Annotated in this window: 18 protein-coding genes; 7 read left to right on the forward strand and 11 right to left on the reverse strand. The window is 69.7% G+C overall.

Annotated features, from left to right (window positions below; genetic code table 11):
• Positions 1-52: 52 nt before the first annotated feature.
• The 5 genes from KWI83_RS09430 (at position 53) to KWI83_RS09450 (ending at position 7,891) form a co-directional block, all read left to right on the forward strand.
• Complete coding sequence (locus tag KWI83_RS09430; protein ID WP_218513842.1) at positions 53-2,797, forward strand: discoidin domain-containing protein; 2,745 nt, start codon at positions 53-55, stop codon at positions 2,795-2,797.
• Between the two features lie 501 nt (positions 2,798-3,298).
• Entirely contained in the window at positions 3,299-3,964 is a 666-nt protein-coding gene (locus KWI83_RS09435; RefSeq protein ID WP_256362032.1) for a TNT domain-containing protein, read from the forward strand.
• A 19-nt stretch (positions 3,965-3,983) separates the two neighbouring features.
• A complete protein-coding gene (locus tag KWI83_RS09440; protein WP_218513844.1) occupies positions 3,984-5,651 on the forward strand; it encodes a pyranose oxidase in 1,668 nt (555 codons plus the stop codon).
• A 21-nt stretch (positions 5,652-5,672) separates the two neighbouring features.
• The gene (gene iolE, locus KWI83_RS09445; protein ID WP_218513845.1) at positions 5,673-6,593 is read left to right on the forward strand and encodes a myo-inosose-2 dehydratase; all 921 of its coding nucleotides are present in this window, start codon (positions 5,673-5,675) and stop codon (positions 6,591-6,593) included.
• Entirely contained in the window at positions 6,590-7,891 is a 1,302-nt protein-coding gene (locus tag KWI83_RS09450; protein WP_218513846.1) for a VCBS repeat-containing protein, read from the forward strand. The genes iolE and KWI83_RS09450 overlap by 4 nt, the downstream gene beginning before the upstream one ends.
• A 141-nt stretch (positions 7,892-8,032) precedes the next feature.
• Here the strand turns inward: KWI83_RS09450 and KWI83_RS09455 are convergent, their stop codons facing one another.
• Positions 8,033-9,352 (reverse strand): jacalin-like lectin, encoded by a 1,320-nt coding sequence (locus tag KWI83_RS09455; RefSeq protein ID WP_218513847.1) that lies wholly within the window; start codon positions 9,350-9,352, stop codon positions 8,033-8,035.
• 253 nt (positions 9,353-9,605) lie between these two features.
• Here KWI83_RS09455 and KWI83_RS09460 point away from each other — a divergent pair, with 253 nt between their 5' ends.
• The gene (locus tag KWI83_RS09460) at positions 9,606-11,306 is read left to right on the forward strand and encodes a PHP domain-containing protein (RefSeq protein WP_218513848.1); all 1,701 of its coding nucleotides are present in this window, start codon (positions 9,606-9,608) and stop codon (positions 11,304-11,306) included.
• The gene (locus tag KWI83_RS09465; RefSeq protein ID WP_218513849.1) at positions 11,303-11,815 is read left to right on the forward strand and encodes a hypothetical protein; all 513 of its coding nucleotides are present in this window, start codon (positions 11,303-11,305) and stop codon (positions 11,813-11,815) included. The genes KWI83_RS09460 and KWI83_RS09465 overlap by 4 nt, the downstream gene beginning before the upstream one ends.
• 160 nt (positions 11,816-11,975) lie before the next feature.
• Here KWI83_RS09465 and KWI83_RS09470 read toward each other — a convergent pair whose 3' ends face one another.
• From KWI83_RS09470 to KWI83_RS09515, 10 genes are all read right to left on the reverse strand, one after another.
• Complete coding sequence (locus KWI83_RS09470) at positions 11,976-12,452, reverse strand: HIT family protein (RefSeq protein ID WP_218513899.1); 477 nt, start codon at positions 12,450-12,452, stop codon at positions 11,976-11,978.
• 36 nt (positions 12,453-12,488) lie between these two features.
• Positions 12,489-13,289: an ABC transporter permease gene (locus KWI83_RS09475; protein WP_218513850.1), complete on the reverse strand. Its 801-nt coding sequence runs from the start codon at positions 13,287-13,289 to the stop codon at positions 12,489-12,491.
• Between the two features lies 1 nt (position 13,290).
• The gene (locus KWI83_RS09480; protein WP_218513851.1) at positions 13,291-14,094 is read right to left on the reverse strand and encodes an ABC-2 family transporter protein; all 804 of its coding nucleotides are present in this window, start codon (positions 14,092-14,094) and stop codon (positions 13,291-13,293) included.
• Complete coding sequence (locus KWI83_RS09485; RefSeq protein ID WP_218513852.1) at positions 14,094-15,092, reverse strand: ATP-binding cassette domain-containing protein; 999 nt, start codon at positions 15,090-15,092, stop codon at positions 14,094-14,096. The genes KWI83_RS09480 and KWI83_RS09485 overlap by 1 nt, the downstream gene beginning before the upstream one ends.
• Positions 15,089-17,953 carry a glycoside hydrolase family 2 TIM barrel-domain containing protein gene (locus KWI83_RS09490; RefSeq protein ID WP_218513853.1) on the reverse strand — a complete coding sequence of 955 codons (2,865 nt, stop codon included), beginning with the start codon at positions 17,951-17,953 and terminating at the stop codon, positions 15,089-15,091. Before KWI83_RS09490 ends, KWI83_RS09485 begins: the two co-directional genes overlap by 4 nt.
• A 12-nt stretch (positions 17,954-17,965) precedes the next feature.
• On the reverse strand, positions 17,966-18,781 hold the full coding sequence (locus tag KWI83_RS09495) for a carbohydrate ABC transporter permease (protein WP_218513900.1): 816 nt from the start codon (positions 18,779-18,781) through the stop codon (positions 17,966-17,968).
• Between the two features lie 56 nt (positions 18,782-18,837).
• On the reverse strand, positions 18,838-19,803 hold the full coding sequence (locus KWI83_RS09500) for a carbohydrate ABC transporter permease (RefSeq protein ID WP_218513854.1): 966 nt from the start codon (positions 19,801-19,803) through the stop codon (positions 18,838-18,840).
• A 20-nt stretch (positions 19,804-19,823) separates the two neighbouring features.
• Positions 19,824-21,086 carry an ABC transporter substrate-binding protein gene (locus KWI83_RS09505; protein WP_218513855.1) on the reverse strand — a complete coding sequence of 421 codons (1,263 nt, stop codon included), beginning with the start codon at positions 21,084-21,086 and terminating at the stop codon, positions 19,824-19,826.
• Between the two features lie 200 nt (positions 21,087-21,286).
• Complete coding sequence (locus tag KWI83_RS09510) at positions 21,287-23,116, reverse strand: glycoside hydrolase (protein ID WP_218513856.1); 1,830 nt, start codon at positions 23,114-23,116, stop codon at positions 21,287-21,289.
• 18 nt (positions 23,117-23,134) lie between these two features.
• Positions 23,135-24,391, reverse strand: a complete 1,257-nt coding sequence (locus tag KWI83_RS09515; protein WP_218513857.1) for an ROK family transcriptional regulator — start codon at positions 24,389-24,391, stop codon at positions 23,135-23,137.
• Positions 24,392-24,443: the final 52 nt, after the last annotated feature.

The following is a 24,443-nucleotide window of genomic DNA, read 5'->3' on the forward strand; positions in this document are numbered from 1 at the left end:
GTGGAGATCCTCGATGTTCCACACGTCCTTGCCGTTCCGCGCGCACAGACCGATGTCTTCACCCCGACGGCGGTCACGCCGCACCCGGCTGACGGTCCCCCTGCTCGTGTGCGCACTGCTCGCCACCGGCTCCCTCACCGCCGCCCTGCCCCCGACCCAGGCGGCCGGTGCCTCCGCGGCCGAGGTGCGGCCCGCGCGGGCGGCGGCACAGAACTGCCCCGACGAGGGGCACGCGGCGGCTCCCGACTGGGCGCTCACCTCAACGGACCCCAAGAACGATCACCACGCCTACGCGGCCAACGGCTATCTCGGACAGAGCCTTCCGCCCGCGGGCACCGGGTACTCCGTCTCCGAGCGGGAGACCGGCTGGCCCCTCAAGACCCCGCGCTACGACGGGGCGTTCGTCTCCGGCCTGTACGCGCACAACGCGCGGACCGCCGGGAACCGGCACGTCGTCGCCGCGCTGCCCACGTGGTCGGGGCTGACCGTCGGCGCCGGGCGCGAGACCTTCGACGCGTCGGTGCCCACCGACCGGATCTCCGCCTACCGGCAGACCGTCTTCCTGCGCTGCGGCCTGGTCCGCACGTCCCTGACGTGGACCACCGGCGACGGCCGGGCCACGGATCTCGTCTACGACGTCGTCGCCGACCGCAGGTACCGGCACGTCGGCGCCGTACGGCTGCGCATGACCCCGCACTGGCGCGGCACCGCCACCGTCACCGACCTCCTCGACGGCCGTGGTGCGCGACGGATCTCCGCCACCGCCAACGGGCCGGGCGGCTCCGAGGACGACCGGATCGCCGTGCCTTTCCGGACCGACGGCACGGACGTCGACGGGGCGGTCGTGTCGACGCTGCGCCCGGATGCCGGGGTGCCGGTCCGCGACCGGGTCCGCGGCGGCGAGGGACTGACCGCGCACCAGTCGGTGTCGGTGCCCGTGCGTGCGGGACGCACCTACGCCTTCACCAAGTTCGTCGGCATCGACACCGAGTTGACCTCCCGGGAGCCCGCCCGGAGCGCCGCGGACGAGTCGCGCCGGGCTGCCGACCGGGGCTGGGACCGGCTGTTCGGGCGGCACGCCGCCGAGTGGGAGCAGCTGTGGAGCGGCGACATCCGGGTGAACGGGCGGCCCGAGCTGCAGAAGTGGCTGCGCTCCAGCCTGTACGGGCTGCTGGCCAACATCCGGGCCGGGTCGCCCGACAGCATCGCCCCGGCGGGGCTGACCAGTGACGACTACGCGGGCCTGAAGTTCTGGGACGCGGAGACCTGGATGTTCCCCGGCCTGCTGGCGTTCCGGCCCGAACTCGCCGAGCCGGTCCTGGAGTACCGCTATCGCACCATGCCGGCCGCCCGGCAGAACGCCGCCGCACTGGGACACCGCGGCCTGTTCTACCCGTGGACGAGTGCGGACAAGGGCGATCTGGACTCGGAGTGCCACAGCGTGGAGCCGGACCACTGCCGCACCCAGATCCACCTCCAGGCCGACATCGCCCTCGCCGCCTGGCAGTTCTACCAGCAGACCGGAGACCGGGACTGGCTGCGCAACCGCGGCTGGCCGCTGCTGAAGGGCATCGCCGAGTTCTGGGAGAGCCGTGTGACGCGCAACGGCGACGGCAGCTACTCCATCAACAACGTCTCCGGGCCGGACGAGTACAGCAACCACAAGAACGACGCGGTGTTCACCAACGCCGCCGCGGCCACCGCCCTGCGCAACGCGACCAGGGCCGCCGGCGTCCTCGGCGAGCGGGCACCGGCGAGCTGGACGACCATCGCGGACCGGCTCCGCATCCTGTACGACGAGAGGACGAAGGTCTTCCAGCAGTTCGACGGCTACGACGGCCGCGCCATCAAACAGGCGGACGCCGTCCTGCTGATCTACCCCCTGGAGTGGCCCATGTCCGACGAGGCGGCGGCCAACACCCTCGACCACTACGCCGCCCGCTCCGACCCGGACGGCCCGGCCATGACGGACTCGGTGCACGCCGTGGTCGCCGCGGCCGTCGGCAAGCCCGGCTGCGCCACGCACACCTATCTGACGCGGTCCGTCCGGCCCTTCGTCCGCGGCCCGTTCGCGCTGTTCTCCGAGGCGCGCGGTGAGCGCGCGGCCGGTGCCGGCGATCCGCACGCCGGCTTTCCCGCCGAGGACTTCCTGACCGGGAAGGGCGGCTTCGTGCAGGTCTTCACCCACGGGCTCACCGGGTTGCGCACCCGTTCCGGCAAGGTGCACCTCGACCCGATGCTGCCTCCGCAGCTGTCGGACGGCGTCACGCTCAGCGGCCTGCGTGCCCAGGGCAGGACGTACGAGGTGGCCATCGGCCCGGAGGAGACCACGGTCCGGCTGACCCAGGGGGAACCGCTGGAGCTTCAGACCCCCCAGGGCTCGCAGGTCGTCAGCGCTGCGGCACCGGCGGTCCTCAAGACCCGCCGCCCCGACCTGGAACCGACCGGCAACCTCGCCCGCTGCCGGCCGGCCGAGGCCACGTCGGAGCAGTCCGGGCTGTACGCGGACGCCGCCGTGGACGGGGACGGGACGACGTACTGGTCGCCCGATGCGGCCGAGGCTCATCTGACGGTCGACCTCGGGCGGACGGCACGGGTCTCGCAGGTCCTCCTGGAGTGGTCGAAGGTCCGCCCGGACACGTACCGGCTGCTCGCCTCCGTCGACGGCAGGAGCTGGCGCGAGGTGACTCCCGGCGTCAGCGCGCGCTTCGTCCGCGCGGAGGTGCGGGCGGCGGATCCGAGTGACGAGGAGAAACGGCCGGGAATCGCGGAACTGAAAGTGATGGGGGAGAACTAAAAGGCCGAAAGAGGGGCGGGAGAAACCCGCCCGGTCACCGAGAAACGGCTGTGCGTCCCGGCTTGTCACCGGGGCGCACAGCCGTTTCTGCTTGACGCGTTCTTCCCCGGTGCGCGGGGCGGAAACATCGGCAGCTGCTATAACTGCGGCATTGACGTCCGGGATGCGGTGCGGACATCATGCGACAGCGCATGACGCGCATCCTCCCGCTCATGCGATTCACGCTTCGGGGCGCGCGGCGCAGAGAATCGTTTTTGTTTCGGAATTCCACTGAGATTCCTCGCCGGCAGGCGTGTTGTTCCGGAAACGGAATTCTTCATCTCATCGCAGGACTCCCCCTTTCGGGGGGTCCCGATCCGCCGGTATTTACGGCTTCTTCCGCAGGCTTCTCAATGGACCTCGTCCCCAATTCCCTGTCACCGCCGGATTGTTGCCCGGCGGCCGGACGAGAAGGGAAGTCCCCTGGAAATTCGCCGAATTTCAACTGTCGTGGCCGTGGCCATGCTGCCGCTGCTCGGCACGGGTGCGGCTCCGCAGGCCGGCGCAGCACCGGCCCGCACCTCCGCCGCACCGGCCGCACCGGCGGCACCGGCCGCACCGGCGGCACCGGCCGCACCGGAGGACTGCCACCTCAAGGACCAACTCTGCCGTCTGGGGCCCAAGGAGTTCCCCGAGTCCGTGAAGAAGCTGCTGGTCGGCTATGAGCGGCTCGGCGGCCTCAGCCCGAAGTCCTTCCTCGCGACCTACTGGGTCGGCACGGAGTACGAAATGGAGGGCAGCTGGCGCTACCCGGACAAGTCCGGTTTCCGCGTGAACGACGCCGGAATCGTGGACAAGCAAGAGGTCACGCTGCATGTGGGCCGTGAACTCGATCGATTCGGTTCCCTCAAGGGGACCTTTCTCGCCAATCGCGGCACGCCGTTCGAGGAGCGGGCCATGCCGCCCAGCGCCCTCAACAAGGACCGGTTCGCGTACACCACGTTCCGTGTCGCGAAGGAGTTCAAGGTCTACGAGGGCAAGGCCGCACCGTACTTCAACCAAATCGGCGGCGGCACCCAGCAGGAACTGGTTCCGAAGCTCGTCCCGGGCGCTCCCGAGGACAAGAAGAAGCTCCTCCAGTGGCTCATCGACAACGGCTTTCTGACCAAGACCGGAAATCAGCCCTGACGAAAAGGGAGGCAGCACCATGAGCAGGTACGACGTCGACGTTCTCATCGTCGGAAGCGGCCCGGTCGGCGCCGCGTTCGCGCGGAAGCTGGTGGAGTCGGGACACAGTGTCCTGATGATCGATGCCGGAGCGCAGCTCTCCGGGAACTACGGGGAGCACCTCAAGAACAGCTTCCTGTACCAGAAGAACGTGGATCTGTTCGCCTCGGTGATCCGCGGTCATCTGCACCCGCTGTCCATCGCGGCGGACGACTCCCCGGTGGTCACCCTCGACCCCTCCTCCTTCTCCTTCGACCCCGAGCAGTGGCCGGGATTCGTCCTCAACAACCAGAACCCCGAGCAGAAGAAGCGCGACAACCTCGGCGCCTCCGCGGCCACGTACGCCGTCGGCGGCATGGCCACCCACTGGACCTGCGCCGTGCCCGAGTTCCACGCCACCCTGGAGCGCAGCTACAACGGGGAGGCCTACCCCATCGACTCGACCACGATGGACAAGCTCTACAAAGAGGCGGCCGCGCTGCTGCACAGGTCCGAGACGGTCTTCGCCTCCTCCGCACGTCATCTCCTGGTCAGGGAGGTGCTGCACCGCGCCCAGTTCACCACCGTGAAGGAACTGCCGCTCGCCGTCCGTGAGCGCGCGGACCGGGCGAAGTCCGACGCGGTGCACTGGAGCGCCGCGGACACCGTCCTCGGTCCGCTCGCCGATCCGCGCCACGCGCCCACCCAGGGTTCCTTCCGGCTGCTCCCCGAACACCAGTGCACCAGGCTGGAACTGAGTGAGGAGGACAACGGCGACCAGCGCGTCACCGGGGTGAAGGTCCGCAACCTCCGCGACCTGAACGAGAAGGTGACGATCAACGCCGAGGTGTTCGTCGTCGCCTGCAACCCGGTGCTCACCCCGCAGCTGCTGTTCGCCTCGGGCCTGCGGTCCGAGTCACTGGGCCGGTACCTGACCGAGCAGCCGATGGCGTTCTGCCAGACGGTCCTCAAGCAGTCGCTCCTCGACGAGGTCGCCACCCTGCTGGCCAAGTACCCCGACGCCCAGAAGCGGGTCAAGGACTACATCCAGAAGCAGAAGCAGAAGCAGGAGGAGAAGGTCCCGGGGGCGGACCCGGTCCCGTTCCCCAAGGGCGAGCTGGAGCCCAACCTGTGGATTCCGGCCGTCCCGGGGCAGCCGTGGCACTGCCAGATCCACCGCGACGCGTTCAGCTACGGCGAGGTGCCGCCGAACATCGACAGCCGGCTCATCGTCGACCTCCGCTGGTTCGGCATGTCACGGCCGCGCCGCAGCAACCGCGTGACCTTCAGCACCCACATCAAGGACACCTTCGGCATGCCGCAGCCGACGTTCCACTTCCAGCTCACCAAGGAGGAGCGGGCCGACTGCGGCAGGATGATGGAGCACATGATGAAGGTCGCCGCGCAGCTCGGCGGCTTCATGCCCGGCTCCGAACCGCAGTTCCTCACGCCCGGCCTGCCGCTGCACATCGCGGGCACCACGCGGATGGGCAAGGACCGCGGCACCAGTGTCGTCGACCCCAACTCGCAGGTGTGGGGCGTCAAGAACCTCTTCCTCGGCGGCAACGGCCTGCACCCCTTCGGCAATGCCGCGAACCCCACGCTGACCAGCGTCGCCATGGCGCTGCAGTCGGTCGAGAAGATCAAGAGCATCCTGCCGAGCGGCTGAACGGACCAGGGAGGGACGACCATGGCACCGATCAACCTCACCGACACGCACATCGGCATCACGCCGACCGGCTGGACCAACGACGACTTCCCGCTCCTCGGCGACGACATCCCCTTCGAGCAGTGCGTCAGCGAGATCGCGCTCGCGGGCTTCGCGGGATGCAGCATCGGCCACAAGTTCCCGACGGACGTGAACAGGCTGAACGCGGCCCTCGCGCTGCGCGGGCTGAGCGTCACCGAACCCTGGGTGAGCACGTTCTTCACCGTGCCCGGCATGCGGAAGCGGACGATCGCCGCTTTCGAGGAACGGATGGACTTCCTCGACCAGATCACCGGGCCCGTCAGGACCAGGAGCATCGGAGTGGCCGAGTTCGGCGACTCCATCCACCTCATGCCCATCAGCCTCAGCGACTCCAAGCCCAAGTTCACCGAGGACCAGTGGAAGGCACTGGCCGAAGGACTCAACGAGATCGGCAGGCTCGCCAAGCGACGGGACTTCCAGCTCGTCTACCACCCCCACATGGGCACCGGCGTGCAGACCCAGGCCGAGGTGGACACGCTGATGCACCGCACCAACGCCGAATACGTCCACCTGCTCCTGGACACCGGCCACCTCTACTGGGCCGGCGGGGACCCGGTGGCCGTGATCAACGCACACAGCGGGCGCATCAGGCACGTGCACCTGAAGAACATCCGCAACGCGGTGCGCGACAGGCCCGCACTCGCCTCGGCCAGCTTCGAGGAGTTCGTCAGGGCGGGGATCTTCACCGTGCCCGGCGACCGGACCGGCGGGGTGTCCTTCCCGGAGGTCCTCAAGGCCCTGGAGACCAAGCAGTACAAGGGCTGGCTGGTCGTCGAGGCCGAGCAGGACCCGCACGGCCCGCTCCCGCCGCTGCACTACGCCAAGCTGGCCCGCGACTACCTCCGGAGGCTGGGGCTGTGACCACCTACGCCACACCGAAGTTCACCGAGTCGGTCATCGACTCCGACCCCCGCGACGGGTACTTCATCCAGGCCGTCGACATCGACGGCGACGGCCGCCCCGACCTGGTCGCCTCCGGCCTGACCCGCGGTCAGGTCGTCTGGTACCAGAATCCCTCCTGGACCAAGCGGACCATCGTGTCCCTGACCGGCCGCAAGCCGGTCGCCGTGGACGCGGCCGACCTCACCGGTGACGGCCTGCCGGACCTCGTCCTCTGCCACGACTACGGCAAGTGCATGTTCGACTGCGGTCCGCAGGACGGCAAGATCTCCTGGCTGCAGAACCCCGGCCCGCCCGGCCAGGGCCGGCCCGACACGCCGTGGACCCGCAGGCACGTCGCCGACCTGGTCTCGACCCACCGGTTACGGCTGGGCCACTTCACCACCGACCGGCGCCTCCAGCTCGCCGCGTTACCCGTGGTGGGCCCGCAGGGAGGGGAGACGGGCGTCCACTCGCCCGTGCGCATCATGGTGTACGACCTGCCCGACGACGTGCTGACCGCCGAGCAGTGGACCGGCCGTGCCGTGGACTCCTCCCACTTCACCGTCGTGCACGGCGTGGTGTCGGCCCGCTTCCCGGGCACGCCGCGACCGGACCGGGAGTCGTTCCTGCTCGCCTCCGCGGAGGGGATCAGCTGGCTGGGCCCCGGCCCGGGAGCCGCGCCGGACAGCGCCTGGAAGCACTTCACGCTCGGCACCGGCGTACCGCCGCAGAAGTCCGCGGAGCTGAACCGCTACTTCCGGGGCAGCGGAAACCTCGCGGTCGGGCGGATCGGCGGGCGCTCCTGCGCGGTGATCGTCTCCCTCGAGCCGTTCCACGGGAACACCGTCGCGGCCTACGTGCGGCCGGACGGAACCGCCTCACCCTTCGCCAGGCCGTGGCGGCGCGCCGAGCTGAAGGTCTTCCCCCGGCCCGACCAGAAGTACGACGCCGTCGGCCATCACGTGGTCGCGGCGGACTTCGACAACGACGGGGACGACGAGTTCCTGGTCGCCATGCGGGGCCCCGCGCCGGCACAGGGCGTCTGGTATTACAAGCTGGACGCCCGGGGGAACACGCTCGTCGAGCAGCAGGTGAGCACCGAGTCCACGGCACGTATCGCCGTCGCCGACTTCAACGGCGACGGCAGGCTGGACTTCGCGACCACCGCCTACGACACCGTCGGCTACTACGAGATCAAGGACCCGAAGGTACGGCTCTACACCAACGCCTTCGCCTGGCCCGGACCGGTCACACCCCCGCCCGGCGGTGACGGCTGACAGCAGCCCCGCCGCACCCGGACCCGTGCTCCCGCGCTGCGCTGACGCCGCGCGGGAGCACGGCACTGCCCGGTCGACGGCTCCGGCTGCGCGTCCGTGTCCACAAGCTCGTCCGGGCGGAGCTGCGCCTGCCGAAAGAGATCAGCCGATCGGTGCGTACAGCACGCCCAGCTTGTCGATCTCGTCGCCCGAGCGGCCGGTGAAGCCGACGATCTGCCAGCCGGACGGGGCCGTGAACGTCTTCGTGGCCGCCGTCGGCGTACCTGCCGACAGGGTGCGGCCCCTGTCCGTCGAGAAGGCGGCCGAGAAGATCCGGGTGTGGCCGTTCTTCTTGCCCTGCGTCAGCTTGACAGAGGTGAGGTGCTCGCCGGACGCCAGGGTCAGGGACGTGGCCGTGCCGCCCGTACCGCCGTGGGACAGGACCGTGCCGCCGTCGTGCGTGAGCGACACCGCGTCGAGGCGCGCGCCGCCGCGCAGGGTCAGCGTGCGGGGGGAGGGAACGGACGGCAGGTCGTCCGCGTCGTTGAACGCCCTGCCGTGCGGGCCGCCGAAGAAGTCGCTGGCCTTCAGGGACGGGTTGACGGTGTAGGAGAAGTCGACCGCGTGCGGGAAGTGGTCGGACAGGTGCTCGCCGTCGGAGCGCAGGAAGGACGCCCACTCGTTGTGGTAGCGGGTGGCGTCGAGGGTGACCAGCTCGCTGCCGCGGTAGAAGACCTTGTCGACGACTTCGCAGTCGTTCGTCGGGGCGGCCTTGTCGCAGACCAGCGCCTCGCTGCCCTGCGCGGGAGGAGTGCCGCCCTTGACCAGCTCCACCCAGGGGTCGGTGAGGTCGTTCTCGGAGAGAAGCGTGCGGATGTTGTCGCCCGCGCGCGTGTACCGGGTGTTGGTGTCACCCATGACGATCACCGCGTTGCCCGCGGAGTTGGCCTGGATGAAGTCCGACAGCTGCTCGATGTTGGCGCGCCGGGCGGCCAGCGCCGCGTCCGTCACGTCGGCGTTGGTGTGGACGTTGTAGAGGTCCACGAAGACGCCCTCGGCCAGCCGCACCCGCGCGAGCGTGAAGCCCTTGGGGGTCAGGCAGTCCGTACCGGTGCAGTCCGTCCAGTCGACCCGCTGGAAGTCCTCGAAGGCGTGGTCCGAAAGGGTGTTGAGACCGTCGCCGAACCCGGCTCCGCCGCTGGTCGCCGTGCGGTACGGGTGGTTGTCGTTGGCGTACAGCGACGCGTGGTAGTTGAAGTCCTCCTGGACGTTCACGATGTCGTACGCGCCGAGCCGTTGGCCTATCAGCGGGGTGTTGGTCTCGGGGTCGCTGTCGCCGAGGCCGAGTGGCAGGCCCGCGATGTTGTAGGTGAGGACGTTGAAGGTGCCGGTGGGGGCGGCCGCGGCGGGCGTGGCGCCGGAGGTGACGAGTCCGGTCGCGGCCAGGGCGCCGGCCACGAGGGTGCCGATGAGTCTTCTCATGATGGGGGTCGCTCCGGTGGAGGGAGTCGAGCAGGAGATGAACGCTGCTCAGATTCGAGGATCAATCCCTAAGGGGCAAGGGCAGTTGGGGAAACGGTTCGTGCTCGGGCGAGCGGCCGTGTCCATGTCGTCCGGGGATCACCCATAGGTCGTTCAACATTCATCTGTTGCCTCGATTCTCCTCACGCGGCGCATCAGCGTCGTAAGAAGGCAACCGCCGCAGAAGGCAGCAGCGGTCTCCAGGAGGCGCATCATGGGGCACAGTCATGGACACGGGCATCACCACCACGGACACGATCACGACCACGGGCACGAGCAGGCGGCCCTGCCCGCGGCCTTCGACACGTCCGTGCCCGACGAGGCCCTGACCCCCGAACAGCAGTCGCGCCGCTCGCTGCTGCGCCGCGCCGGTCTGCTGGGCGCGGGCCTGGCCGCGTCGAGCGTGCTCACGGCGTCCCCGGCCGCCGCCTCCGCCCCGTCGACCGGCCGCCGCGGCAAGGGTTTCCTGTGGCTGGCCGGCGACCACCACATCCACACCCAGTACAGCAACGACGGCAAGTACCGCGTCGTCGACCAGGTCCGTCAGGGCGCCCGGTACGGCATGGACTGGCTGGTCATCACCGACCACGGCAACGCCACCCACTCCCGGATCGGGGTGGAGAAGGTCAACCCGGACATCCGCGAGGCCCGGGCCGCCCACGAGGACACCCTCGTCTTCCAGGGCCTGGAGTGGAACATCCCGGCCGCCGAGCACGGCACGGTCTTCGTGCACCCCGGCAAGAACGAGGTCTCCGTCCTGAAGCAGTTCGAGACCGACTACGACGGCAGCGTCAAGGGCGCCGGCGCCTCCACGCCCGCCAACGAAGCCCTGGCCGTCGCGGGCCTGACCTTCCTCGCCGACCAGGTGAGGCGGCGCAAGGTCAAGGACGTCCTCATGCTCGCCAACCACCCGGCGCGCAAGGGCATCGACTCGCCGCACGAGATGCGCGCCTGGCGGGATGCCACCGACCCCCGCCACCGGATCGCCGTCGGCATGGAGGGCGCGCCCGGCCACCAGGCCGCGGGCATTGCCGCGCCGCTCGGCATGGGCCGGGCCCGCGGCCTCTACGACAGCAACCCCGGTGCCAACTCCTTCCCCGGCTACCCGCCGGAGAGCTACCGCACGTGGGGCGGCTTCGACTGGATGACCTCCACCGTCGGCGGCCTGTGGGACAGCCTCCTCGCCGAGGGCAAGCCGTGGTGGATCACCGCCAACTCCGACTCTCACCAGAACTACGCCGACACCGCCGTACGCGGCCCGGGCAGCGACTACCTCGCCAACGGCAAGCACGCCGACCCCGTCTACGGCGGCAAGATCGACCTCACCCAGGGCGACTACTGGCCCGGCTACTACAGCCGCACCCACGTCGGCGCCGACGGCTTCAACTACGCCGCCGTGATGGACGGCATCCGCGCCGGCCGCATCTGGGTCGACCACGGCCAGCTGATCAGCGGCCTCGACGTCCGCGTGTCCGGCGGCAGCCGCTGGGCCACGCTGGGCGGCGCGCTGCACGTGCGCAAGGGCACGAAGGTCACGCTGACGGTCGACGTCGCGCTGGCCGGGGGCCCCAACTGGGCCGGTTTCGTCCCGACGCTGGCCCGGGTGGACGTCATCCAGGGCGACGTGACCGGCGAGGCCGCCGACAAGGACACCTTCACCGCGCCGACCGCCAAGGTGGTGAAGTCGTACGAGGTCAACAAGTCGACGGGCACGGTCCGGCTGTCGTACGACCTCGGCCGGGTCGACCGCCCGGTCTACGTCCGCCTGCGCGGCACCGACGGCAAGCGCACCGGCGTCGGCCCGATGGGCGCGGCCGTCGACCCGGCCGGACCGGCCCTCGACGTCGTCGGCGACGCCGACCCGTGGCAGGACCTGTGGTTCTACTCCAACCCGGTGTGGGTCCTGCCGTCGTGACGCCGCACGTCCTCACCATCGACCCGGGCCTGCCGGACCTGCGCACGGCCGACCACCTGCTCCAGACGCTGGCGGCCGAACTGGCCCTCCCCGAGGGCACGTTCGGCTGCACCCACCTCGTCCGGGACGAGCGGCCGCGGGTCGCGCTGTCGTTCGCGGTGGAGTCGAAGGCCGTGCTGCACGCGGCCCGGGAGTGGCTGAAGGCCAAGGGGTACGAGGTGACGGACGGCGCCCCCGACGACGTCGGCCGCGCCGTGCTCTACCCGGGCGCGGCCGAGCTCACCGGCACGCTGTCGGTCGCGGAGCTGCTGTCCCGCTCCGCGATCGACCGCGTGACCGTCCTCGGCACGCCCGATCCACCCGCTTCTGAAACCGCTGTCGTGACACGGGACCACGTACGGCCGCAGTGGCACAACGGTGACCTGGTCCTGGCCGTGATGCCCGCGGCGGGCGGCACGCTCGTGCCGTTCGAGGTACCCGACCCGACCCCCTGCTGCGCCGACCACTGAAACACGGCTGCCGCCCCGGTCACGCCTTGGCTCACGCGGAGCACCTCCGCTTCGGGCGTGTCCGGGGCTGCCGTGTGGAGGAGAAGGCTCAGACCGGGGTCGTGCGGGAAGTGGGTGAGCTGAGCCGGTGCGGGGGCCGGCGCGGCGCAGGCTGCCCTGATCAGGTCCCGAGAGCGTCCAGCTCCTCGCTGATCGCTTGGCGCAGGCCCTCGTGCCGCGGGCCGAGCGCGTACCGCTCGTCGCTCCAGTTCTCCCGCGGATACAGCCACACCGGCAGGTGCACGCGCTCGTCCGGTTCCCACTCGAAGCGGGGCCACACGTGGGCGTGCAGAAACGCGTCGGTGTTGCCGAGGATCTCCAGGTTGACTCGCCGGAACCCCGGATCCAGCCGCGCGCAGGCGCGTTCCACGGCCTCGCCCAGCCGGTCCATGTCCGCCAGGAACGCCAGCCGCTTCCCCTTCGGCAGCTCCGACAGCCGCTGCACCGCCGGATCGTCCACCAGCAGCACCGAGTAACCCGGCAGGAACTGCACATCCCCGATCACCGCGAAGCCGGTGTCGAGTCGCCGCAGTACTGTCGGGTTCTCGTCGCGCAGGGCGCTGCCGATCCGGTCGCTGCGCCAGTCGGGCTCGGTCATGGTCGGGTCGGTCATGGTCGGGAGTGTAGGCGGCCGTCAGCCGTTCACCCCGCTGTAGTGCCGCAACGCCCACCGCCACAACAGGCGCGCCGCCAGGTACGCCAGTAGCCCCAGCAGGGGCGAGGCCGCCGCCAGCCAGTAGGGGACGCCCGTGTCGTGGTCGGTCAGGACCGCGGCCGGGAAGTAGGCGACGAAGGCGAGGGGGAGGCCGTACGTCAGGAGGCCGCCCACCGCCCTCGGCAGGACGTTGAGCGGGTAGCTGCCGAACGTGCCGAGGAGCTCCTCCAGCCAGCGGCCCCAGTAGTCGGCCGCCGGGAACCGGAGCGCCGCCGAGGCCACGACCGTGAACAGGGCCGCCTCCAGGAGCATGCCGCCGAGCACGGCCGCGATCAGGTACGAGATCCTGCCCGCCGTCCAGTCGAGGTCGCTGCGGGACAGTGCGCCCACCATCAGGCCCGCCGCGACCGTCAGGTCGCCGATGGCGTTGGTGGGGAAGTAGGCCAGCTGGACCTGGCGGTGGACCGGCATGGGGCGGAGCAGGTAGACGTCGATCCTGCCTTCCTGGATCTGCCGGCCCGCCCAGTGCATCCGCCCCAAAAGCAGCACGAACAGCCCGTGCGCCAGCATCCGCGTCGCCGGGATGAGCAGCACGTCCGAGCTGTCCCAGCCGCCCATCCCGCTGAACCGGGTCAGCAGCACCGTCGCGAACACGATCACCGACACCTGCCAGACCGCGCCGATCGCGACCATCAGCAGGAACTCGGTGCGGTACTCCAGCTGCGCACGGAAGTTGAGGGCGGTGACGCGCCACACGATGCGCAGGGCCTTCAGCGACATCTCAGCCTCCCTGCGAGATCACGCGCCGCGCGGCCCGCCGCCACACCCACCGGGTGAACAGCGCCAACGCCACCACCCAGGCGGCCTGTACGGCGATCTGGAACGCCGCGTCCGACAACGGAATCCGACCCACGTACAGCGACAGCGGCACGCTCAGCGTCGCCTGGAAGGGCAGGAAGGCGCTCATCGTGATGAACCAGTCGGGAAAGAACCACAGCGGCGCGTACACCCCCGCCAGCAGGTTCTGCGCGAAGAGGAGGATCAGCATCGCGGCGTTGTTGCGGAGCGTGAAGAAGCACAGCTGGTCGAGGACGAGCATGACGTAGTACAGGACCCATTGGCCGAGCAGCATGCTCAGCAGGAACACCCCGGCCACGGCCGCCGACCTGGGGGGCTCCACGGCTCCCACGGCCAGGCAGACCGCGTACCCGCCCAGCGCCCACGCCAGCCCGTACAGCTGCTCACCGAGGGCGCGCAGGGCGTAGTAGCGCTGGGGCGGCAGCGGGCGCAGGTACCAGTAGACGATCGTGCCGAAGTGCATGTGCTGCAGTACGGTGTCCCGGCCCGTGTGCTGGTCCAACTCCCGCAGCCGGGAGGCGAGTACGGCCATGACGGCGTACGTGACCGCCTGGTCGCGGCTCAGTCCCGCAGTGGTGCCGGTCTGCGCGTACAGGCCCCGCCACAACGACCACACCAGCACCACCTGCACGGTCAGCCGCAGCAGGACGGCGGTCATCCGCGGCGGCGCGTGCAGCTCGCCCAGCGGGGTGACGCGGGCGGCGCGCCAGGCGTGCGCCATGGACATCAGGTGTCCCCCGCCGCCTGGACGTACGCGGCCCGCATCACGTCCTCCAGGTCCGCCTCGTCGATGCCGATGTCGGTCACCTCGAACCGCTCGATGACCGCCTTCAGCGCCTGGTGCACGGTCGGCGCCTCCGGCCCGTCGGGCCCGAAGACTGCCCGGGGGCCGTCGTGCCGCAGTAACGCGATGCCCGGCGGCGGTACGACCTCGGCGCGCGGGTCGGCGAGCGTGGCCCGCACCTGCCAGGTGGAGCCGAACTTGCGGCGGATCTCTTCGAGGGTGCCGTCGAGCATCAGCCGACCGTGGTTGATGAGGACGACGCGTTCGGCGAGCCGCTCGACCTCGGTCATGTCGTGCGTGGTCAGCAGGACCGTACGGCCGCGCTCCTCCACCTGGTTGCGGAGGAACTCCCGCACCTGCTCCTTCACCACCACGTCCATGCCGATGGTCGGCTCGTCGAGGAAGACGACCTGGGGATCGTGCAGCAGGGCCGCCGCCAGATCGCAGCGCACCCGCTGGCCGAGAGAAAGATGCCGTACGCGGGTGTCCCAGAAGGACGACAGCTCCAGCAGGTCGTCGAACTCCCGCAGACGGGCGGCGTGTTCGGCCCGCGGCACCTCGTAGATGTCCCGCAGGATCGCGAACGACTCCCGCACCGGCAGGTCCCACCACAGCTGGGTGCGCTGCCCGAACACGGCGCCGATGTTCCGGGCGTTTCGCTCCCGCTCCTCGTACGGCACCACGCCCGCGACCCGGGCCTCGCCGGAGGTGGGCGTGAGGATGCCGGTGAGCATCTTGATGGTGGTCGACTTCCCGGCGCCGTTCGGGCCGAGCAGGGCGAGCAGTTCGCCGGGGGCCACGTCGAAGGTGACGTCGACGACGGCGTGCTTGGCGGCCCGCTCCGGGTTGACGAGGGAGCGCAGCGCCCCGGCCAGGCCGGGACGCCGCACGGTGGTGTGGAAGGTCCGGGTCAGGCCCCGGACCTCGATACTGCCACTCAACTGACCTCCGAGAAGACGAAGGAGAACTCCGCGGGCTCCGCCCGCAGGAAGTACCGCGGCAGCGGGCCCGGGCCGCACGACTGCGAGCCGATGCCGTGCTGGCCGTGGTCGAGGTTGACCCACACCGTGTCGCCCGGCGTGAGGTCGGTGCGGTGCCGGGCGGCGTCCAGCTGTTCGGTCGTCCAGCGTCGGGCGGTGAACCAGAACTCCGGGTCGCCCTCGATGCGCAGGCCGCCGATCTCCACCCAGCGGACGTCGGCACGGGCGCCGTTCTCCTGCGGGCGGACGTACGGTGTCTGCAGCTCGTCGACCGTCGCATGCCAGCGGCCCACCATCGACGCCAGCCTTGTGTCCGGGTACGCCTCGCCGGGGCCCCCGCCGAACCACTGCACGGCGTCCGCCTGGGAGAGCCCGAACCGGATGCCGAGCCTCGGCAGCGGCACCGTCCACTCGCCCTCCGGCGTCACGGACACGGTCAGCCGCAGCCGGGTCCCGTCGGAGGTCCAGCGGTACACCGTGGCGAGGCCCACCTCCCAGGCGGCGGGCGCCACCCGGGCCCGTACCGTCAGCGCGTCGTCGGTCACCTCCACGGCGTCCAGGCGGTGCCGCATGCGGTGCAGGCCGTACTTGCGCCAGAGCAGCCCGTAGCGGGTGTCGGTCTGCCACTCCGCGCCGTCGTCGTTGTCGGTGGGCGCCCGCCACACGTCCAGGCGCGGAGCCGTCACCTCGATGCCGCCGATGGTCTTCAGCGCGCCCGTGCGGGCGTCGAAGGAGGCCGGGCCGAGGTGAATCAGCTTCTCGCTCGCGGTGGGGCGGTCGGTCGCGGCCACCGTGGGCGACGGCCGGGCCGAGACGGGGAACTGGCCCCACGCGACCTCGTGGTCCTTCGGCCCCCACACGGTGTCCGCTGCCAGCAGCGCTCGTACCGTCCACTGGGTTTCGGCGCCTTGTGCGTCCGCCGACGGCTCCGGCAGCTTGACGTCGGCCGACTCACCCGGCGCGAGCGCCGGCACCGACAGGGCGCCCGCCTCGACCGTCTCGCCGTCCACCTGGTACGACCACTCGAAGGCCAGCGCCGACAGGTCTGCGAAGTCGTACTTGTTGGTCACGCGTACGGTGCCGTCCGCGCCGTCGCCGTCGATGCCGACCGGCTCGATGACCTTCTTGTACTCGACCAGACCCGGCGAAGGCGTCCGGTCCGGGAAGATCAGCCCGTCGCAGACGAAGTTGCCGTCGTGCAGCTCCTCGCCGAAGTCGCCGCCGTAGGCGTAGCCCAGCTCGGGGTGCTTGATGCCGTGGTCGATCCACTCCCAGATGAAGCCGCCCTGGAGGCGATCGTACGACTCGAACAGCCGCTGGTAGTCCGCGAGTCCGCCGGGGCCGTTGCCCATGGCGTGCCCGAACTCGCACTGGATGAAGGGCAGTTCCCGGCGCTTGTGGGTGCCGCCGTCGAGTCGCTGCCCGATCTTCTCGACCTCGTCGTGGAACACGTACATCCGGGAGTACACGTCCGTGTCCCGGCAGTTCCAGTCGCCCTCGTAGTGCACGAGTCGCTCGGGGTCCCGGCCGTGGATCCACTCGGCCATCGCGGTCAGCCCGCGTCCGGTGCCCGCCTCGTTGCCGAGGGACCAGATCAGGACCGACGGGTGGTTCTTGTCCCGCTCGACCATACGGGCGGCGCGGTCGAGCAGGGCGGGGGTCCAGCGGTCGTCGTCGGCGGGGTTGTCCCGCCAGGACTGCTCGACGAAGCCGTGGGTCTCCAGGTCGCACTCGTCGATGACCCACAGGCCGTACTCGTCGCACAGGTCGAGGAAGGCCGGGTGCGGCGGGTAGTGCGAGGTGCGGACGGCGTTGAGGTTGTGCCGCTTCATCAGCAGCACGTCCTCGCGCATGGTCTCCAGGTCGAGGGCGCGGCCCTGCTCCGGGTGCCACTCGTGACGGTTGACGCCCTTGAAGAGGATCGCCTTCCCGTTGACCTTGATGAGCCCGTCCTCCAGGACGACGGTCCGGAAACCGATCCGCAGCGGCACCCGCTCGCCCTCGGTCGCGAGCACACCGTCGTACAGCCGGGGCGTCTCCGCCGTCCACGGCTCGACGGCCACCGTCACCGATTCGCCGGTCGCGACATCGATGTCCAGTTCCGGGACGGTCACCCGGCCGTCGACGTCGGAGTCGACGCGCAGGGTGCCCTCGCCGGTGGTGTGGTCGTACGACGCGTGCACGAAGAAGTCGAGCGCGCTGCCCGCCGGGCGGTGCAGCAGCGTCACGTCACGGAAGATGCCCGGCAGCCACCACTGGTCCTGGTCCTCCAGGTACGAACCGGCCGACCACTGGTGGACGCGGACCGCGAGGACGTTGCCGGACGGCTTCAGCAGATGCCCGACCGCGAACTCGTGCGGCAGCCGGGAGCCCTTGAACTCGCCGATGTCCGTGCCGTTCAGCCACACGCGCGCGCAGGACTCGACGCCGTCGAAGCGCAGCACCGCGCCCCCGTCGGCGGGCCAGTCCTCCGGCAGGTCGAAGACGCGCAGGTGGTCGCCGGTCGGGTTCTCCGTCGGGACGCGGGGCGGGTCCACCGGGAAGGGGTAGAGGTGGTTGGTGTAGATGGGCGAGCCGTGGCCCTGCAGGACCCAGTGCCCGGGGACGCCGACCTCCGCCCAGTCCCCGGCGTCGTAGCCGGGCTCGGCGAAGGAGTCGTCCTCGGCGTCGGCGGTCGGTGACAGGCGGAAGCGCCAGCTGCCGTTGAGGGACAGGGACGGGGCGTCGGAGGACGCGTACCAGGCGCGGGGCGGGAGGGTGCCGGTGCCGGGTGCGACGTCCTCGACGTAGCCGATCGACGGTGTGGTGGTGCGGAGGGACATCGGTCTCCTAGGTCAGCCCTTGATGCCGGTCTGCGCGATCCCCTGCACCAGCCAGCGCTGCAGGAAGAGGAACACGAACACCAGGGGCAGGATGGAAAGGGCGGTGGCCATGAAGATCAGGTGGTAGTTGACGGTCTGGTTCGTCATGTACGAGGAGAGCGCGACCTGGACGGTCCAGGCGCTGGGGTCCTGGCCGATGACCAGCGGCCACAGGAACGCGTTCCAGCCGTTGATGAACGTGATCGTCGCGATCGCCGCGAAGAAGTTCAGCGAGTTGGGCACGACGACACGCCAGTACGCACCCCAGTAGCCGAGCCCGTCCACGCGTGCCGCCTCCTCCAGCTCCTTCGGGAACCCCAGGAAGTACTGCCGGAAGAGGAAACAGGTGAAACCACTGAACAGCCCCGGAATGATGAGACCCCGGTAGCTGTCCACCCAACCGAGTGACGAGACCAGCACGAAACTCGGCACGAAGGTGACGGCGGTGGGGACCATCAGGGTGAACAGGACGGCGTAGAAAACCTTGTTCGCATGCTTGTACGGGATGCGGGCCAGGCCGTAGCCCGCCAGCGAGCACACCAGGAGGATGCCGACGGTGTGCAGGACCCCGACGACCGCCGAGTTCCACAGCGCCCGGCCGAAGTCGACGGTGGGGTCGTCGAACGGCTCGGTGACGTTGCCCCACTGGATGTCCGTGGGGAAGAGCTTCCAGTCCTCTCCGGTGATCTCCGGGTCGGTGGACAGGGCGTTGCGGAGCAGGACGTAGAACGGGATCAGGAAGAGGAGGGCGGCGACGCCGGTGGCGATGTACAGGCCGGTGGAGCTCATGACGCCACCGCGGCGCGCGCCGCGTACGGTGCTGCTCGCCTTGACCGCGTTGGAGGTCACTTGGACTCGTCACCCCTTCCGAAACCCATGATCTTGCCCTGGAACAGGGTCACCACGCAGATCAGCAGGGTCAGGATCACCGCGCCCGCACTGCCCGCGCCGTAGTTCTGGTTGTCGCCGAGAGCGGTGTAGTACAGCTCGACCAGCGGCGGCCGACCCCACGTGGTCTTCTGCAGGAGGTTGAAGAACTCGTCGAAGGCTTGATACGCCGCGATGAGCAGCAGCAGGATCACGGCCGTCGACGTGGCCCGCAGCTGCGGCAGCGTGATGTACCGGAAGGTCTGCCAGCCCGGCTTGGCACCGTCGATGGCGGCGGCCTCGTACAGCTCGTCCGGGATGTTCTGCAGCGCGGCCAGGAAGAGGATCATGTAGAAGCCGGACTGCAGCCACAGCCGTGCCGTGACGATGACCAGCCAGTACCACGGCGGGTCGGGGTTGGCGAGCCAGGCGATGTTCTCCACGCCGAACCAGCCGAGGACGGTGTTCGCCAGGCCGAAGCGCACCCCGTTGAAGATGGACATCTTCCAGATCAGGGAGGCGGCGACGTAGCTGCACGCGGTCGGCAGGAAGAACACCGACCGGAAGAACGCCCGCATGAAGCGCAACCGGTTCACCATCAGGGCCAGGCCCAGCGAGAGCGCCCAGGTGGTGGGCACAATGATCGCGGCGAAGACGGTGAAGGTGACGAGGGAGCCGGTGAAGTTGCCGTTCCCCAGCATCTGCCGGTAGTTGTCGAAACCGATGAACTCGTTCGGCGTGACGGTGAAGCGCGCGTCGAAGAAGCTGAGCCAGATGCTCCAGCCGATGGGGACGTAGACGAAGATCAGCAGGCCGATGAGGAACGGCCCGGTGAAGAGCCAGAAGTTGAAGGTGCTGTTGCCCCGCAGCCCCCGCCGCGGCCCTGCCCCGGAGGACTTGGCCGGGGCGGGGCGCGCGAGGTCGCGCGTGGTGGTCGTCGACATGTCGCGGTCCGTCCGGCGGCCTATCCGAAGAGATTCTTCAGCTCGGTGTTGACGGCCTTGTCGCACTTGTCGAGCGCGGCCTCCGGGTCACCGTCCTTGCGCACACAGTCGGCGAACACGTCCTCCGTCGCCTTGATCATGGCCTGGGTCCAGCCGATGTTGTCGAAGTGCCCGTAGTCGGTGAAGAGCTTGACACCCTCCGCCGGCAGCCCCGACTTCAGCTTGTCGGCGCTCTCGGCGATCGACGTGCGTGGCGGGATGTGGAAGCCGTAGGACAGGGCCCAGTCCTCCTGGTACTCCTTCTGGTCGATCCACAGCCACTTCACGTACTCCTTGGCCTCGTCGGCCTTGTCGCTCTGGGCGTTGACGAACATCGACCAGCCGCCGTTGTAGACCGAGGGCTTCCCGGCGTCGTTGACCTTGGGGAACGGGAAGATCCCGAGGTCGTCGCCGAGCGTCTGCTGCATCGCCGGCATCGCCCACATGCCGCAGAACTGGATCGCGGTGAGGCCCTGGTTGAGGGCGGACGGGTCCCAGTAGTCGGCCGGGGCGTCGAGGAGCAGGTCGCCGCTGGTGAACAGCTTGCGCATCTTCTTCAGGCCCTCGACGACCCCGTCCGTGTGGTAGGCGATCCGGTTGTTCTCGTCGAGGGTGTCGGCGCCGGCCGCCCAGATCATCGGGCGGATCACCGCCTGCAGCGTGTTGCCGAGGTACACGCCCTTGACCTTGTCCGTGGTGAGCTTGGCGGCGATCTCGATCAGTTCGTCGAGGGTCTGCGGCACCTCGACGCCGGCCTTCTCGAAGAGCGAGGGGCGGTAGAAGAAGAACTGCGGGTCGTCGATCATGCGGACGCCGTATATCTTGCCGTCCACCGTGTGCGACTGGATGTCGGCCTGGTTGAAGTCGTCCTTGACCGGTTCCACGATGTCGGTCAGATCCAGTACCTGACCGCTCTTGACGAGCTGGATCTGCGGGTGGAACTCGAACAGGTCGGGCGCGTTGTCGGTGAGCAGGCTGGCGAAGAGCTTGCTCTCGAAGTTCGACCCGGTGATCCACTGGGTGGTCACCTCGGCCTTGTCGTAGGCGGCGGCGTACCTCTTGATGGCCTGTTCGGTCCCGGCCTCGCCGTACGCGTGGAAGTACTGCACGAGGCCGTCGCCCGAAGCGCCGCCGCCCCGCCCGTTGTTGCTCCCGCAGGCAGCCAGCCCGCCGGCGGCGGCCAGGCCCATGGCGGCCCGCAGAACGGATCGGCGGTCCCAGTTGCTGTTGCTGAATGCCGACATGGTGACGTCCTTGTCTCTTGTACGGCTTGCGGCTCGGATGCTCAAACAGCTTTGCGGTGCCGGACGTTAACCTTCGGCTAAGGCTTCGGCAAGGGGTCGAACGAAGCCTGTTCGAAACGTTGCGTCACGTTCGAGATGCCGAACGTGACGAAGCGGCGGGCCACCGAAGCGGCGGCCCGCCGAACCGTCCGAAGGGTGAACTACCGCCGGAACCAGGCCTGGTTGGCCCCGCCGGTGCAGCTGTAGAGGATCACCTTGCTGCCGTCGGCGGTCGCCTGACCGCTGACGTCCAGGCACTTCCCGGACGCCTCGCTCACGATCTGCCCGTTGCTGTTGAGCAGCCAGCGCTGGGTGACGTCACCGGTGAACTCGGCTGTGGCCGTCAGGCCCGAACTCCCCGCCGTGAGATAGCCGTCGGCGCCCTTCAGCGCGCCCCTGGCGTCGTACGACCACGACTGCTCGGCGCCGTCCGTGCAGGTGGCGATCGCGGCCCCGGACGCGTCCGCCGTCAGGCACTTGCCCGACTGCTTGCCCTGCCAGGCACCGGTGACGGCCGAACTGCCGTGGCCCTTCTGGCCGAAGACGTACGTCGTGATGGAGCGGGCCGGGAGCGTCGCGGAGACCGTTCCCTTGCGGACCGACGGCTTGGCCACCTTCGCCCAGTCCTCGGTCGCCGACGTACGGACCGCCTTGGTGGCCCGGATTGGCTTGTCGCTGTTGAAGCGCAGGTTCAGCGCCGTGTCGGTGGCGTTGTGGTTGTTGACCACGACCACCCACTTGCCCTTCTGGTCGTAGGCGCTGACCTCGACGCCGTCCGGCGTGCCGGTCACGTTGTGCATGACCGCGCCCGGCTTGACGAACTTGCTGTACTGGCCGAGCGCGTAGTAGCGCTTGGTGAAGTACAGGGTCTGGTTGCCGTTCGTGGCGTAGTTCGGGTCGTAGTAGATCAGGCCGTCGTTCCAGCCCGAGTCGTTCTTCGCGTACGGGTCGGTGCCGATCATCTCCGACAGGGCGACCCACCAGTGGAACGCGGAGTCGTGCGCGGTCGCGAAGTCCTTGTGGACGATCCTCGACAGGTTCAGGCCGCCGTCGATGGTCGGGTCGTACTCCTGCGCCCAGCCCGTACCGCCCTTGCCGAAGCAGCAGATCTCCGTCGACCAGGCCGTCTTGCCGACCGACTTCGCCGTCTCGTAGACCTTCGCGCGGTTGGCGTCGGACGGGTTGTCGTAGGTGTGGTGGGCCAGCTTGTCGACGTACTGGGCCGTGCCCGGCTCCGAGATCCAGCGGGGGACCTCGTCGTTGAACTTCACCGTGCTGGTCGACTCGTCGGCGATGATGCCGGTCCGCTGCTTGCGGGCCTGCTGCTCCTCGCCCAGCGCCCGCACGATGTCGTCGCGCTGCGGCACGTCGACGAGCATGCCCTCCTGGCCGCAGGAGTCGAAGCTGTTCGTCGGCTCGTTGAAGGGGCTGATGTAGTCGAGCCTGACGCCCCGCTCGGCGAAGTGGTCGGTGACGTCCGCGATGTACTTCGCGAAGTCCTTCTCGTGCTCCGTCTTCAGGTGGCCGCCGCAGCTCTTGCCGTTGGTCTTCCACCGGGCGGGCGCGCTGTTGACGAAGCCGATCAGGTCCTCGACGCCGTACTTGGCGGCGTAGTACAGGAACGTCCGGCCCGCCTTGTCCTTGCTCCAGTCGTAGGTGCCGTCGTCGTTCAGGAAGTCCTCCGGCGCGCGGGGAGCGTAGGTCACGCCGGTGCCGCCACCGCCGATGTTGTAGCGGTAGGCGCTGAGGTCGAGGCCGTCCGAGGAGAACAGCAGCTTGGCGACCCGGGCCTGGACCCTGGGGTCGAAGTTCTTCAGGTCGTTGACCCACCAGGCGCCGGACGCGCCGATGTTGTCGATGCGCTGGGCGGCGTGCGGGGAGACCTCGGCGGGTGGGGAGTCGGCGGCGGTCGCGGGGGGTGCGGATATCAGGGCTCCGGCGACAGCCAGTGCGGCCGCGGCTGTCGTGAGGATCGATCTGTTGGTGCGCAACGTGCATCCCTTCCGTCGTCATGAAGGTGGTGCGGTACGGCTCCTTGCGGGGGTGGTGACGCGTCGTGCTGCTTTCCTTGGGGCGCCCACGGACTGCAGGGCCTCTTCGAGCGCGAACGTCGCCGCGCCGAGGGAGACCGGGTCCGTGGGAATCGGGGAGAGGACGATCTCGGTGGCGGCCAGGGGCCGCCGCAGCGCGTGCCGGGAAACGGCTTCGCGCACTTCGGTGAGAAGGGGGTCGCCGAGCGTGGCGGCGACCCAGCTGCTGAGGACGACCACTTCGGGATTGAGGAGATTGACCAGGTCGGCGATCCCGGCGGCGAGGTAACGGGCGGTGTCCCTGACGACCTTGAGGGCCACCGGGTCGTGCGCGGTGACCGCGCGGGCGAGGGCGTCGATGGTGGCCGTCTGGTCCTCGGGGTGGAGCAGCGGACTGCCGGGGCTCAGCTCCCGCAGGTGCTGCATGATTCCGGGAGCGCCCACGTAGGTTTCCACGCAGCCGTGGTTGCCGCAGTGGCACAGCCGCCCGTCCAGGACGAGGGTGGTGTGACCCCACTCGCCGGCGCTGTTGCTGACACCGCGATGCAGACCGCCGCCCAGGACCAGCCCGGCACCCACCCCGGTCCCCAGGTTGACCACCACCGCGTCGCCACGCCCCCGCGCCGCGCCGAACCACAGCTCGGCCACCGCGCAGGCGCGCAACGGATTGTCCAGGTGGAGGGGGTAGGCGATGTGCTCGGAGAGCAGGTCGAGCAGGGGTACGTCGTGCCAGTCCCAGTTGGGCGCGTACTCGGAGAGGCCCGTGTCCCGGTCCACCTGCCCCGGCACGCTCACCCCGACGCCGAGCACGCGCGCGCCCTCGACCCCGGCCTGCGCGACCACCGAGCCGACCGCGGCGGCGACATGGCCGACCACCTGCTCCGGGCGGCTCTCACCGGGGCGCATGTCCTCGTCGGCGCGGGCGAGCACGTTCAGCGCGAGGTCGAACAGCTCGACATGGACGTACGTCTCCGCGATGTCGACGCCGATCAGCGCGCCGCCGGACGCGTTGACGGCCACGAGCCCGCGCGGGCGGCCGCCCGCCGAGTCCTCGAAACCGACCTCGGTGATCATGCCGAGGTCGAGCAGCTCGCCGACCAGCGTGGCGACGGTGGCGAGGCTCAGACCGGTCGCGGCCGCCAGCTCCTGCCGGGACGTGGGAGACTCGGCGATGATCTGGCGCAGCACCTCGTAGCGGTTCGCGGTGCGGATGTCACGTGATGTGCCGCGCTTCATCGAGTTGCCCCCATCCCTTCAGCCGGCCGGGACGACCTCGGCACCGGCGCGG

Origin of the sequence: Streptomyces sp. TRM70350, from assembly GCF_019219825.1 — a bacterium.
Taxonomy (GTDB): domain Bacteria; phylum Actinomycetota; class Actinomycetes; order Streptomycetales; family Streptomycetaceae; genus Streptomyces.

What these genes read in the sequence shown, in the direction of transcription:
- KWI83_RS09470 (WP_218513899.1), bottom strand. Translation starts at nt 12,452, where the DNA reads ATGACCGAGCCCGACTGGCGCAGCGACCGGATCGGCAGCGCCCTGCGC.
- KWI83_RS09460 (WP_218513848.1), top strand. Translation starts at nt 9,606, where the DNA reads ATGGGGCACAGTCATGGACACGGGCATCACCACCACGGACACGATCAC.
- KWI83_RS09435 (WP_256362032.1), top strand. Translation starts at nt 3,299, where the DNA reads ATGCTGCCGCTGCTCGGCACGGGTGCGGCTCCGCAGGCCGGCGCAGCA.
- KWI83_RS09475 (WP_218513850.1), bottom strand. Translation starts at nt 13,289, where the DNA reads ATGTCGCTGAAGGCCCTGCGCATCGTGTGGCGCGTCACCGCCCTCAAC.
- KWI83_RS09495 (WP_218513900.1), bottom strand. Translation starts at nt 18,781, where the DNA reads ATGAGCTCCACCGGCCTGTACATCGCCACCGGCGTCGCCGCCCTCCTC.
- KWI83_RS09480 (WP_218513851.1), bottom strand. Translation starts at nt 14,094, where the DNA reads ATGTCCATGGCGCACGCCTGGCGCGCCGCCCGCGTCACCCCGCTGGGC.
- KWI83_RS09500 (WP_218513854.1), bottom strand. Translation starts at nt 19,803, where the DNA reads ATGTCGACGACCACCACGCGCGACCTCGCGCGCCCCGCCCCGGCCAAG.
- KWI83_RS09430 (WP_218513842.1), top strand. Translation starts at nt 53, where the DNA reads ATGTCTTCACCCCGACGGCGGTCACGCCGCACCCGGCTGACGGTCCCC.
- iolE (WP_218513845.1), top strand. Translation starts at nt 5,673, where the DNA reads ATGGCACCGATCAACCTCACCGACACGCACATCGGCATCACGCCGACC.
- KWI83_RS09490 (WP_218513853.1), bottom strand. Translation starts at nt 17,953, where the DNA reads ATGTCCCTCCGCACCACCACACCGTCGATCGGCTACGTCGAGGACGTC.
- KWI83_RS09515 (WP_218513857.1), bottom strand. Translation starts at nt 24,391, where the DNA reads ATGAAGCGCGGCACATCACGTGACATCCGCACCGCGAACCGCTACGAG.
- KWI83_RS09455 (WP_218513847.1), bottom strand. Translation starts at nt 9,352, where the DNA reads ATGAGAAGACTCATCGGCACCCTCGTGGCCGGCGCCCTGGCCGCGACC.
- KWI83_RS09440 (WP_218513844.1), top strand. Translation starts at nt 3,984, where the DNA reads ATGAGCAGGTACGACGTCGACGTTCTCATCGTCGGAAGCGGCCCGGTC.
- KWI83_RS09505 (WP_218513855.1), bottom strand. Translation starts at nt 21,086, where the DNA reads ATGTCGGCATTCAGCAACAGCAACTGGGACCGCCGATCCGTTCTGCGG.